Raw genomic sequence first — 13,264 nt, 5'->3', positions numbered from 1 at the left:
CTTACACTTCCAAAGTAGTCCGAGAAAGTCTAAAAACCCGCGCCAAATAAGGCTTTGCGGGTTTTTTTACGTCCAAAGCCGTCCAAGCAGGTCCATTGAAAGCCGGGGGCACATGGGGGCATACTTGGGGGAATCACTAAAGGGGGCACATTTCGATGCCCCCAAATGCACCCGAGAACGCCCCCATGCCCCTGACCGATACCGCTTGCAAGACGGCTAAACCGAGAGAGGACGGCAAGCCGCTGCGCCTGTCCGACGAAAAAGGCATGTACTTGGAAGTCATGCCCAACGGCTCCAAATACTGGCGGTTGAAGTACCGTTTCAACGCCAAGGAAAAGCGCCTGGCCCTGGGCGTATACCCAGAGACCACGCTGAAGGAGGCTCGTCAGAAGCGAGACGACGCCCGCCGGCTGCTGGCCAATGGCGAAGACCCAGGCGAACAGCGCAAGCTGACAAAGATGCTGAAGCACGCCGCAACGGCCAACACCTTTGAAGCCATCGCGCTGGAGTGGCATGAAAGAGAAAGCCACGAATGGTCCGCCGCCCACAGCGAGCGCGTGCTCTCGGCCATGAAGTCCCATATCTTCCCTTACATCGGCGACAGGCCCATCAACGATATCCGCCCGCTTGAATTGCTGGAGGTGCTGCGCAAGGTGGAAAGCGCCGGCAACATCGACACCACCAAGCGCCTGCGGCAACGCTGCTCCGCCGTCTTTCGCCTGGCTATCCTGACCGGTCGATGTGACAGCGATCCAGCTGCGCCGCTAACCGATGCTCTCAAAAGCCAGCAATCCACCCCACGCAAGGCGCTGATGCGCGAGGACATCCCCGCTTTCCTCGAAGCACTGGAAAAATACGACGGCAATCTGCAAACCAAGCTGATGATGAAGTTAATGCTTCTGACCTTCACTCGTGTCGGAGAGATGGCCATGGCCCGATGGGAAGAGATCAACTTCGATAAGGCTCTGTGGACCATCCCTCCAGAGCATCGCAAGCTACCTGAGAAATCCAAGAAAACCGCACCACCGCATCTCGTACCGCTATCCAAGCAAGCTCTGGACGTGTTACGCCAGCTCCACGCCATCAGCGGCGGCCGGGAACACATCTTCCCCAACCGCAACAGTCCACGCCGCCACATGTCCCCGGAAACCCTGCGCCGCGCTCTTCACAACATGGGCTTCAGGGGCAAAGCCGATGTACACGGCTTCCGTTCCACAGCATCTACCATCCTAAACGAAGAAGGCTTCAATCCTGATGCGATTGAGCGCCAGCTATCCCATATCGAAACAAACAAGGTACGGGCAGCTTATAATCGAGCTGAATACATGGAGGAAAGACGGAAAATGATGCAGTGGTGGGCGAACTTCTTACTTCAAAGGAAATAGCATGGAATACGGCGCAATAACAATTGATACATCTATATTTGACAAAAATGCATTAAAATTTGACTCTGGCATACTAGGAAATCTTTCTCAATTCAAAGGAAAACCAGCAGGACTAATAATATCTGAAATCGTAATGCAAGAGACACTTTCACACCTAGAAAGAAAATCATTTGAATCAAGAAAAAATATAGAGGGTGCACTAAAAGATGCACCGCATTACCTACGACTAGACGCAGAACATATCGAAGTAATTTCCGCAAAAATAAGAAACCTTAAAGACAGCAAAGAAACCGCAAAGGATATTATTGCAAAATTTATTCACGACACGTCCGCAGAAATTATAAAAGCAGAAGAAAACATTCGAATATCAGAATTAATAAAGAGATACTTTACTAACACACCTCCATTCGCCGACTCTGGAAAAAAGAAAAATGAATTCCCAGATGCCATTGCCCTACTGTCGCTAGAGGCATACGCTCAAAAACATGGAACAAAAATCCTTGCAATATCCACTGATAATGACTGGATAAAATTTGCCACAAGTTCGCCTTATATTGATGTAATAGAAGACCTTGCCAAAGGCATTGCTCTATTTTCACCAAACACTGAATCCGATGCTCTTTGCAAAGTAATATCAAGCAAAATAGCAACTCCCAAATGGGAAAAGATAAAATCACAGATAGAAGATACTCTCACCTATTCTATCGGTGACATACAAATCACAGCAGAGGCTGATTCTTTTCTTCACTATGAACCCGAAAATTATGTCGAAATTGAATTTATTGAATTCAATTTCGAAAACGATCAATATGGCAAAGCCATAATAACGCCAATACAACGACACAGCGGCGGATTAACAATACAAGTACAAGCAAAAATAAAGGCAAAAGCACATACTGATTTTTCATTTTCCATGCATGACTCCATAGATGATGATTATGTATCCTTGGGATCCACCTCAGCGGAAAAGGAAATAGATTTCGACTCCGCCATACTGCTTACCATTGATGGCGACATTGACTACAAGAACCCAGAAAATATAGAACCAAGCGAAATTGAAATACATTCAATTGAGCTATTGAGAAACCGCTTAACTGTTGATTTCGGACACATACAGCCAGATTGGTTTGACATCCAACCTGAGGAAGAAGAATACTAGCAAGTATTAGTTCTAGCCCCAGCGCGCGCTATCGAAGCCCCGCCTCGCCCCCGCGCTTCATGTGCCGCTAATCATGCAGCTGCATGAACCGACGTCAGGCCCGCACCGTCAGGCCTGGCGCGCCCTTGTCCCCCCGCCCGGATTCATGCGTTTTCATGCACGCTATGCATGCAGTCGCCCTGTTCGCTGACCGTCCCCGCTTCGCGTTTTCCTGCCGCCCCCCGTTTCCTGGCCGCTGAGTTCGTCCTAGCCCGTCCACCGCCATCCGATGCCGTTCCAAGGCGGGCCATTTTGCGCCTGCGTTCCTGTTTTCCCGCCCGTCGTCAAGAGCAAAATCCGCGTTTTTTGGGCATTTCAAATTTTTTTGTTGTGTGGGAATGCGGCACAACCCAACCCCCAAACCCGGTTTGCCATTTCTGAAATACTGCGTTCGCTGATTGGCGTATCCGATGCCATCCACTGATATCCACCTCCACCGACAAGGACGCTTCATGACCGCTGTTGCCGCTTCGCCCTCCTCTCAACCGCTGCGCTTTCTGCGCTTGCCGGAAGTCATCGCCACGTGCGGCCTGTCCCGCTCGTCGGTGTACGACGCCATCAAGCAGGGCCGTTTCCCGGCTCCGGTGCCGCTGGGCGGCAAGAGCGTGGCCTGGCTGTCCTCTGAAATCGAGAGCTGGATGGCGGCACGCATCGCGGCCCGCCGCGCTTAACCCCATAACTTCCCGGACTCAGACCATGCATATCCAGAACCCCACCACCCAAGAAACCGTCGCTGTCGCCGTCGCCGGCCTGACCGAACGCCTGGCCGCTTTCGAACAAGACCTCAACGCCTGGCAGACCCTGGCCAACAACGCCGCGCGCCGCGTCCAAACTGCCGAGGCGCTGCGCAGCGAAGCCGAGCAGGCGCGCAAGGATTGCCGCCAGACGATGCGCTCGACCTTGGGCATTCCCACCAAGGCGGTGCGCGAGTTGAAGCATAAAGAGATGGCCAACCTGGAATTGGCCGAGGAAACCCTCAAGATCGCCGAGGAAGAGAAGATTCAAGCCGAGATCCAGCAGGAGACGCTGTTCGAGCAGCGCGAAGCGCTGGTGCAGGAGCGTCACGCGCTGCGTCGTCAGTATTGGGACGCGGTGCTGGACGATCAAATCACGCAATGGGGGCAACAGCTGCCGGTCTTGGCGCGGCTGCTGGCCGAAGCGCCCAAGGCCTGCATCGAGCGGCTGTTCGGCCGCGCCGAGCTGCGCAGAAATCACGATGAACTCTATGCCGCGCAGCTGCCCGGCGAGCTGCAACAGGCGCTGCAATCTGCCCAACAAGCGGAACCGGATGAACTGCTGGCCCTGCTTAACCGGCCGCTGCCGCCGCTGGCCGCCCCGGCCTCGATGGAGCACAGCCCGCTGACCCGTCGCCGCTATCAAGCCGAACGCGACGAGCAATATCAAGCCCTGATCAACCGCTAAGCGAGACTACGACATGCAAAACGCTACCCGCCAAGCCCTGGACCACTTCATCGGCCGCTACTTCAGCAATATGGACGCGCATCAAACCTCAAATAGCTGCCATGCCGCCCCGGAGCCGCAAGCGGCGCAGGCCCGCCTCAACGCACTGAAGGCGAAGAGCCGGCTGCTGTCCGCCATCAATGTGCTGGGCGTTTCCGAGATCACCGGCCGTTCGCAAAACTTCGATATCGCCGGCACGCTGGCCGCCACCGTGGACACCAACCGCCATGCGCGCCAGCCGGCGCAAAAGACCTGGCAACCGGCGCAATACTTCTGCCAGCAAACCCACTTCGACGCCGCCTTTGATTACGCCACGCTGGATGCCTGGATGAGCGAAACGCAGGACCAAGCCTTGTTCGAGGCGCGCGCGCGGCAGACGCTGGAGCGCCGTATCCTGCTGGACCGCATCATGATCGGCTTCCGCGGCCTGGAGCGCGCCCAGGACTCTGACCGGGCGCAGCATCCGCAGCTGCAGGACGTCAATATCGGCTGGCTGCAGCAGATCCGCGAGCAAGCGCCCAAAGCCTGCCTGGAGCGCGTCCGGGTCGGCGAGGGCGAGCGTTTCCGCAACCTGCACCGTCTGGTGCGCCATGCCGTCAACAACCTGCTGGCCCCAGCCTGGCGCGATGATCCGCGATTGGTGGCGCTGGTCGGCGCAGACTTGCTGCCGGACGCGGTCTGCGACGCGACCCCGCAAGCCGACGGCGACGACCTGGTGTTTCATAAACAGCGCCTGGGCGGCCTGCAAGCGGCGACGGCGGCCTTCTTCCCCGGCGACAGCATCCTGATTACCCGCCTGGACAACCTGTCGCTGTACTTCAACCACCACGCCATGCGCTACCGCTATCAGGAAGACCCCGCCATCAACAGCGTGCTGTTCTACCACTCAAGCGCCGACGCCTACGTGATTGAGAACCTGGCCGCCTGCGCGCTGATTGAAGAAGTGGAAATCGTGGACTGAGGAGACAAAGATGGCCTTTCCCTGCCCGCTGTGCGGCGCGGTGTCGCGGGTGCGCACCAGCCGCATGCTCAGCGCCGCGACCAAGGAGATTTACTACAACTGCAGCAACGATGACTGCTGCCACCAGTACAAGACGCTGGAAGGCGAGCCGATCACCCTGGCCCAGCCCATCCACGGCGGCGCGCGGATTCCGCCGGAGCGGCTGCGCTCCTTGCCTGGCCTGTCGCCCTCGCCTCAGCCAGCGCTGATGGTAACGCCCGGCCGCGTGCGGCATCGCGTCCTAGGCTAAACGCCATGGCTCGCCGGCCGGCGGGCCATGTAATCCCCTCACATCGACTTTAAATAGCGTCGGCTGAAATGGATTTAATTCATTTATTTACTATTGAATCGCTATCAGATTAGAACGACTCATCAAAATGCTACCGATCCACCATTTAAGTGTTCCCTAGCCGAGTTTAAGACCGCCCTCTTATCGCCCATGATTCAGCCCCACGCTTTAGAAATATCACCCCCGATGAACTGCGCGAACCCGACACCCCACCCCCGCCAGCGAATTGACAAGCTCGCTCGATTGCTGCACCATCTTTACGTCGCATTCAAAACAGCGACCGGGTTTAGCAGCTCGAACAGTAAGGCGGATAGCCGCCATATGCGGCATTTTTTGCGTCCGTTAAACGCCATTGGTGCGTCCTTTTCTATGGCGGCCCGTGGCGGGGAGCCTTCGGGCTGCCGGTCCCTTACTGCCGGTCTGCTAACCCCGCCATGCGCCCGCCACCCCCGTTTAGCAGCGGGGACGGGCATTACGCTCAGTAAGGAGGCAACCATGCCCAAGATTTCCCTCGCCCTGTTACGTCTGTTCCCTGCCGTTACCACGCCTGTTTCTGTACTGCCTTCCGAGGCCGAAGCCCGCGCTTTGTCTGCGCTGCTGGTGGCCCAAGGCCGTCGCGCCCTGTTTCATCGCACCGCCGCCGGTTTCGCCGTGGAGGTGCTGGCATGAACGCCCTGATCCTGTCCGCCGTCCATCACCAACTGGCCCAGCTGCAGCAGTTGGCCGACACCCCCGAACATGCCGCGCTGCGCGAGCCGCTGAGCCAACTGGCCAGCCTGTGCCGCCGCATCGAACACACCGTCAGCGCCGGCGTCTCGCGCCTGACGCGTACCGGCGACGGCCTGCAAGGGCTGGTCGAGCTGCTGGACCACGCCGAGAACCAGCCACTGCCGGCGCAACGCCTGGCCGGGCTGCTGGCGCCGCTGCAGCAGCAAGTCATCGACGCCAGCGCCGACATCGGCCAACTGCTCTAAGGACAAGACCATGACCGCAAGAATCCCTCTCCCGCGTACCGGGCGAGACGCCCCCGGCTTGTCTGGCGGTGCGCCGACCGCCCTGGGCCAATGGTTCGACCAGCTCAAGGAGCAGATCGACTTGCACGACCTGGCGGCCCGGCTGGGCCTGAAGCGTCAGGGCAAGGGCAACTATCACAGCCCGCATCACCCGGACCACCAAGCCTCGCTGTCGATCTTCGCCGACGGCCGCGGCTGGAAGGACTGGAGCGGCGACGCCGGCGGCAGTTGCATCGACTTGCTGCGCTACTGCCAGCCGGAACTCGACACGCCGTTGGCGGCCGCGCGCCTGCTGGGCGACTGGTACGGCCTGCCGCAACCGAAACCCGCGATGAAGGACAAGGCCGCGCCGGTGCGCAAGTCCACCCTCGACTACATCGGCGAACGCTGCCTGGCCCAAGCCGAGGCGGCCATCGCCTATCTGACCGGCCGGGGCATAGACGAGGCAGTGATTCGTCGCGCCCTGCGCTGCAAGACGCTGGGCTGGAACGATTGGCACAGCGCCAAGATCGCCGCCGGGGAAGTCGGCCACGGCGGTGCGGCCGTCGCCTTCCTGGTGCGCAGCGGCGGCCGGCTGGCGGCGGTGGATCTGCGCTATGTCGATCCGGCCTTGAACGGCGGCGTGAAGACCCAATGCCAAGGCGCGCGCGAGGGCCACGGCTGGTGCAGCGACCCGCAACGGCTGCAGCGCGCGCGGCTGGTCTATTTGGTGGAAAGCCCAATCAATGCGCTGTCGGTGGAGAGTTGCACCCCGCCGGACGTGGCGGCGCTGGCGCTGCGCGGCGTCGGCAATGTCGACAGCCTCGATTGGACGGTGTTGCGCGGCAAGGCGGTGCGGGTGGCGCTGGACCATAGCGACCCGGTGAACCCGGCCAGCGGCGTGCGACCGGGCCTGGCGGCGGCCTGGCGCTTGTCGGAGAAGCTGACGGCGGCGGACATCGGCCATCTATTGGTGGACATGCAGGACTGGGACGAAGGCGAAGACCTCAACGACGTGTTGCGCCAGCACGGCGCGGACGTGCTGCGCGGCCGGCTGCGCAAGCTGGAAGCGTGGCTGTTGCCCGGCATGCCCGGTGGCGGCGAACGACTGGAGGGCACGCGACGGGTGCAACTCCCCGGCCATGACTGGGCGGTGTACTGGCGTTTCCGGGTGAAGGAGGACTTCACCCAGTACGTCGACGAGTTCAAGACCGACGACGACGGCAACCGCTCCGAAACGCTGGGCGACCTGTGTTCCTTCCGCGTGGCCAGCCTGTCGCGGCTGCGCATTCAAAGCCACCTGGCCACCATCAGCGGCGCGGCCGACCACCAGCCGGAAACCGTGTTCGGCGTCAGCGCCCAGCTGGCGCGACATGGGGTGACGCTGCAGCGCGAGGTGGCCACCGACGACAAGCTGTACAACCTCGAATGGTGGAAAAGCCGCTTCGGCGCGATCTGGAAGCCGGCGCAGTTCCAGCGCCTAGTCAACCTGATGGAGCGGGCCGCCGACCTGGGGGCGCGCGACGTGGTCAACTTCGTCGGCCTGGCGTGGAAGGCCGGCGCGCTGACGGCGCAGGAGGGGCAGGACTGCTATTTCGTCGAGCCGCAGAAGCAATGCCTGTATTACAACCTGACGTTTCCGCGCGGCACCCCGCAACAGGCGCGGACGGTGATCCAAGCCTATCAGGACACCTTCCATCACAATGCGGCCGCCATCCCCTTGGTGTGGGCCCTGGGCGCGCACCTCAAAACCTTGCTCGGCTTCTATCCGCACTTCCAGATGCAGGCCGAGAAGGGCTCGGGCAAGTCCAAGCTGCTGGAGAGCCTGCAGACCACCCTGGCGTTTCAGGTGCTGTCCGGGCAGATGCTCAAAACCGACCACCGCCGCCGCGCCTCGGTGTCGTTCACCTCGCAGCCGGTGGGCTGGGATGAATTCTCCAAGCTGCCGAAAGCGGTGCTGTCGGATATCGACGCGCTGCTGCAGTCGACCTATCGTTTCGAGTTCACCCGCGTCGGGGCCAGCCTGACGCCCTACCTGATGTGCGCGCCGGTACTGCTGGCCGGCGAGGAAGTGGACGTCCAGAGCCTGCAGTCCAAGCTGTGTCGCAGCAGCCTGTCAGTGGCGCGACAAGGCGCGTTGATTCCGCATGATCTGCCGGCCTTCCCGCTGTGGGGCTGGCTGCAGTTTCTGGCCGACGTCGAGCCGGCCCGGCTGCGCGACCTGCACCGCCATTACCTGGGCCTGTGCGAACGCCACAGCCGCGCGCCCACCGGCGACGCCACCGCGCGACGGATGATGGAGAACTACGCCGCCCTGCTGTGCAGCTGGGCCTTGCTGTGCGAATTCGCCGACCTCGACCCGCAGCAAGGCGGCTTCATCGAAGACCTGCTGGCCGAGATGAACAGCCATATCGTCGACACCGACGGCAGCCGGCTGCCCTGGGTGTGGATCATGGAGATTCTGCTGTCCGAGCTGGAGGCCCGGCGCTTCGACTACCCGCACTGCTGGGACCGGGTCAAACTCCCGGACGGCCGCAGCGAGATGGCGCTGTTCCTCCGGCCCAATCACGTCATGGACCACCTATCGACCGCGCCGCATCTACGCGCCAAGTTCGACGCGCTGCCGGTGAAGACGGGCCGCATCTTCAAGCATCAGCTGCTGCAAAGCCCGGTGGTGCTGGCCGACGGCGTCGAGAAGACCATCCACGGCCGCCGCCAGGGCCACCTGACCGCCATCAGCCTGCCGCAACTGGAAAAGCTCGGCCTCTACGCCGCGCCGGACATCCAGCCCTAACCCTATCCGCCCCCTCCTCGACAGCCCGCCTTGTGTGGGCTGTCACGCATTCCCCCGCTCAAACTGCAAAATGGCGGAGCCTTTTACACACAAAATATGACATTGACACAACACTTTCGACGAAAACGGCCGGAAATCGCCGGTTTCCACGCCATTGGGTAGGGGAGGATGTAAAAAATTTCCGTGGATTGCCCCCTACTCACGCCCTAAGTCATTGATTGTTGAGCAGAACCCATCCACGGTTTGCCCTCTGAAATCCACGGTTTCCCCTCAAACTTCCACGGTTTGCTCCATTTCTTCCACATCGGGGTTTTAGCCTTTTACAGCCTCTAAGTACTTCTTCTTATTTAAAAAACAAAGAGATAGAGATAAAAAGCAATGAAAAGGGAAGGAAGGGGCCATCCACGGTTTTGGAGCGCTGCTTAAAAATTAATCCACGGGTTTACCAGCGGAAGTCGTGGAAATGGTGGATACGCCCTTCCCTTCATGGCATTGATTTTATTGAGGTTTATGCGGCATCCACGGAATCGGGGGGAGAGGCCGTGGACAAACCGTGGATGAAAAGCCGTTACAGGACAAAGACTTAGGGCTCAATCCACGGTTTCGGGGGGAATTTAGATGTGTGTGCCTGGCTGAGACGCGGCAAACAGGGTTATCTCACTTGGCCGATGGCTGTTGGCTGTGATCGTGGTTGGTGAATGAGGCCTTACAGTTATTCGGTTAAAAAATACATTAGTCAGCAGCTTCATAATGCTCAGCAGCTATTAAAAGATGCTTTGAAATTCGGAGGAACGTACTAGAGAAAAACATGTGTTGCGTTTAAAAATCTTTTCTGCCGTCTGGCTTGATGGTTAACAGCTAGCGAGTTCTGCCTGGCGACATAAACACATTCAAATAGTGTTGCAATTAATCGAATTTAAATTTACAAACTTGGTGGCCACATGACTTTTATACTTAAAAATGCTGTAATTCATAATATCGAAAAAGAACAGCATGCTACAATTATCAAGAATATAGAAAAAAAGCAGGCAGTCCTAGACATTAAAAAACAGGCTGTTATTGTCCTTGTTCATAGCCTCGTTAGCGTCATTGGCAAGTCTAGTAATAGTGTAATTCATGGAACATTCCGCCAAGATGGCAATGCTGGAAGATTTCCAACTGCATTTGATAACGCATTGCGCGTTGACATTGAGGACCCGAAGAATTTTCTCAGCTTGACACATACAGCACTGGATGAAGTCGCCCAAAGAGCCAAGAATGAGTCTTTTGCCACTGGTGGGTACTTACTTTTTGCGGTTTACGAGCTAGACGGTGAGGATTATTTCATCTCAGCAATGATTAAGCACAAAGATGGGATCAGGCTTAATAAGAATCTAGAGCCTGAAGAAGTTGAGCAGCTTGATTTAACAAAAATTTACCATGCCGTTCGTGTCAGCATTAAAAAATATCAGACCGTTATTGCTACAGACCCTGATTCTGACGACTCCAATATTTGCTATATCGGGTTTATTGGCAAAGGCATAGATGGGCAGGCGTCAGTTTACTTTGTAGAGGCATTTGGTTGTGTGCGAGGGTTATCTAGCTCCAAAGCAACAAGTCGTGTTTTTTCTGTAGTAGAAAACTATTTCGAAAGCAACTCTGACATTGCCAAGTACAATAGCAAAGCACAAGAGAAGCTGCTCGAATACTTGGCAACGCAAAGAGAAAATGGTGGAATTGCAACACTGGCAGGGATTAAGGCTGCTGTTATTTCATGCTTACCAACAGAACTTGTAGGTAGCCTTGAGTCGTTTGAAGAGTATCTTAATGGAGAGAAAGGTAACATCCCATCTGAGTTTCCAGTTAGCCGAGGCGAAATAGATAAGCGCCTGAAGATAAGGTACTCAGCAGAGAATAAGAGATGGTCGCTTCAGTTTGACAAAAATATGCTAGGCAATAATGAAGACTCACCCTTTTATTACAATCGTGAGAAAGGGTATCTGACGTTGACTGAACTTCCTCCTGAGCTGATTACAGAAATTGAGAGAGTGCTACAATTAAATGCGAATGTTAGTGACACCCAAGAGTCAGTTACCGATAACGACCAAGCAGCAATGGTATGCGCATAGGAATGCTCCTGAGGTATGAGGCATGTCTTTTAAAAAGCTTATAGCGCTTTTCCGTGCAAGCGGTCAACAACTTAAAAATGGAAACTTTACTTACGAGGGAGACGCCTCCGATCCAATATTTGAATTACTAACCCACTTTCACAAATCCGACGATCAGATATTCGTTGTCAACATAAGCGAGCAACCAAATCAGGTTGGCGCACGATGTAAATTTGAATGCCCCGTACCAAAAAATAGCAACGGGGCATTTTTCAAAGACTTTGACGAGCTACTTAAAAGCAAAAAATCCATTTATAAAGGTGAAACCCCTAGAAATTATTATATAGCGGAGCCATCTTTTGATTACTCCGATTTGGACACCGACAAAGAGAAGCCTTCCTCAATTTCTAATTTAGAGAAATGCATTGACTTTATTGCCGAGTTAAAAAAATTTTCCGACAAACATTTTTCATCAAGCGAAAGTCATGGCCTTGACCTTGTATTTGTTTCCCCTGCGACAATAGACAAGCCAGCCAAAACCATTGTTGTAAATACGACTTTTTTGAGGGATGATCTTGATTCGATTAATATTGATTGCTCAGTACTGAAAGAACTTTCAGAGAGGAAGGACTCTGACACTTTGCATCTGGAAGAACGCCGTTCGCTGATGCGTCTGGCCATTGCTGATGTGCTTGACTCTAAGCCGGAAAATATTAACACCTTCTCTTACCTCCTCAAAAACTGGCAGACTGTATTAGAAAAATACCGCCACAATCTAGATATTTATGTCAATGGGTTTTCTTTTGAGAAAACAAGAAAAGACATATCCAAAGCAGAGTTAGATTTTGCTAGCAGCTTAAATTCTGTTATTAGTGACATGACAGGAAAACTACTCTCGATCCCCTTATCTATCGCCGGTGTTACCGCGCTTTCAACAGAAACCGCATTCACTTTTAAATATTGGATTTTATATACAGGCATTTTTATTGTATCCGCAGTGATGCTGTTGGTTTTGTATAACCAAATTGGCGTTCGAAAGAGAATTCAAAATAGCTTTTTCATAGTGTTTGAACAGTTCAAGAGCAAGCTAAACAACTATCCAGACAATATCAAAATACCACTTGAGTTAGCTCGTCAAGGAGTTGACCGGCAGAGTGACATTTTGAAATTCACAATATATGCATTTATGTTTTTTTCCATATTGCCTTTTGCTGTTGCAACAGCGCATTTATTTTTTGCGTTAAGTGCTAGTTTTATCGTTTCAGGATTTATACTTCTTTTGATTATGGTTGTATTCTCTTTTACATTTCAAAAACTAACAAAGTAATTGCATGCAAGTCGACTACTGTCTCCAACAAAGCAAGTAGCCATTGTTCATCTAAGGTCGAATACGTCGCTTTTGCCCAAAAGACACCGCCATGACAAAGGCATCGAATAGTTCCTTGTGCCGAAAGCAGTCATTCAGCCTTACAAAACCACTTATTGGGGGCACAAATAGGGGCACCATAAAAACGAACAACAGAAAATTCCAATTAAAAGCAAAAACTTGAAACCCCAATTCAATCCCTGTCGGGGCGCTGATCTGCTCTCCAAGACCAGTTATGACAAATATCCTCTCCAGCTTTGCACACCAGAATTGGGGACTTCTGCTCTGGGATATAACTAAGCGGCTCACTTCAGCCGAAGAGCCATCACCTGCCCCGCCTCCCCCACCCTTGACGCACCCTCCCAGCCTGTTTAGGCTTGGGTCCGCGCCGTGCTCAATCACACAGCGCAGGGCTTGCAAACCCATAACTAGCTTCTCCCGCAGACACAACGGTCCGCTTTGGCACCGTTACGTCTGCTGCCACGCCGTACCCATTCGGGGCGGGTCGTGGCAGGGAGCCCCTTGAGGGCTGCCGGTTCTTTGGAAGAAGCTAGCCGGTTTTGCAACCTTGTCATGTGCCTGCCCCAGCCTCGCCTGGGCAGGTTTCCAAAGATGACATGGAGACCGTGATGACCTTCTCTACCTTTCCCCCCGCCATGCCGCCGCCCGCCTGTCCCCACTGCGCAGGCCAA

At 55.1% G+C, this 13,264-nt stretch carries 11 protein-coding genes; all 11 read left to right on the top strand.

Annotation, left to right across the window (positions count from 1 at the left end; all coding sequences use genetic code 11):
- Positions 1–185: 185 nt before the first annotated feature.
- The 11 genes from BR71_RS18285 to BR71_RS18240 all read left to right on the top strand — a co-directional run bounded on the left by BR71_RS18285 (position 186) and on the right by BR71_RS18240 (position 12,533).
- Entirely contained in the window at positions 186–1,385 is a 1,200-nt protein-coding gene (locus tag BR71_RS18285) for a tyrosine-type recombinase/integrase (protein ID WP_043640968.1), read from the top strand.
- A 1-nt stretch (position 1,386) separates the two neighbouring features.
- Positions 1,387–2,544 (top strand): PIN domain-containing protein, encoded by a 1,158-nt coding sequence (locus BR71_RS24325; protein WP_156039040.1) that lies wholly within the window; start codon positions 1,387–1,389, stop codon positions 2,542–2,544.
- A gap of 491 nt (positions 2,545–3,035) precedes the next feature.
- On the top strand, positions 3,036–3,254 hold the full coding sequence (locus BR71_RS18275) for an AlpA family transcriptional regulator (protein ID WP_019100960.1): 219 nt from the start codon (positions 3,036–3,038) through the stop codon (positions 3,252–3,254).
- A gap of 25 nt (positions 3,255–3,279) precedes the next feature.
- Positions 3,280–4,005 (top strand): hypothetical protein, encoded by a 726-nt coding sequence (locus BR71_RS18270; protein WP_043640957.1) that lies wholly within the window; start codon positions 3,280–3,282, stop codon positions 4,003–4,005.
- 13 nt (positions 4,006–4,018) lie between these two features.
- Positions 4,019–5,005 carry a P2 family phage major capsid protein gene (locus BR71_RS18265; RefSeq protein WP_043640953.1) on the top strand — a complete coding sequence of 329 codons (987 nt, stop codon included), beginning with the start codon at positions 4,019–4,021 and terminating at the stop codon, positions 5,003–5,005.
- A 10-nt stretch (positions 5,006–5,015) separates the two neighbouring features.
- Positions 5,016–5,294, top strand: coding sequence for an Ogr/Delta-like zinc finger protein (locus BR71_RS18260; protein ID WP_043640951.1), 279 nt, complete (start codon positions 5,016–5,018; stop codon positions 5,292–5,294).
- A gap of 534 nt (positions 5,295–5,828) precedes the next feature.
- Positions 5,829–6,002: a hypothetical protein gene (locus tag BR71_RS24580; RefSeq protein ID WP_167604379.1), complete on the top strand. Its 174-nt coding sequence runs from the start codon at positions 5,829–5,831 to the stop codon at positions 6,000–6,002.
- Positions 5,999–6,307, top strand: coding sequence for a DUF1484 family protein (locus BR71_RS18255; RefSeq protein ID WP_019100693.1), 309 nt, complete (start codon positions 5,999–6,001; stop codon positions 6,305–6,307). The genes BR71_RS24580 and BR71_RS18255 overlap by 4 nt, the downstream gene beginning before the upstream one ends.
- 10 nt (positions 6,308–6,317) lie before the next feature.
- Positions 6,318–9,119, top strand: coding sequence for a toprim domain-containing protein (locus tag BR71_RS18250; RefSeq protein ID WP_081862732.1), 2,802 nt, complete (start codon positions 6,318–6,320; stop codon positions 9,117–9,119).
- A gap of 941 nt (positions 9,120–10,060) precedes the next feature.
- Positions 10,061–11,227 carry a nucleoid-associated protein gene (locus BR71_RS18245; protein ID WP_081862731.1) on the top strand — a complete coding sequence of 389 codons (1,167 nt, stop codon included), beginning with the start codon at positions 10,061–10,063 and terminating at the stop codon, positions 11,225–11,227.
- Positions 11,228–11,249: 22 nt separating this feature from the next.
- Positions 11,250–12,533, top strand: coding sequence for a hypothetical protein (locus BR71_RS18240; protein ID WP_043640944.1), 1,284 nt, complete (start codon positions 11,250–11,252; stop codon positions 12,531–12,533).
- Positions 12,534–13,264 lie beyond the last annotated feature (731 nt).

This window comes from Chromobacterium haemolyticum DSM 19808 (assembly GCF_000711885.1).
Classification (GTDB): Bacteria; Pseudomonadota; Gammaproteobacteria; order Burkholderiales; family Chromobacteriaceae; genus Chromobacterium; species Chromobacterium haemolyticum.
The sequence above is the reverse complement of the archived record's forward strand: the minus strand, read 5'-3'. Positions and strand labels throughout refer to the sequence as shown.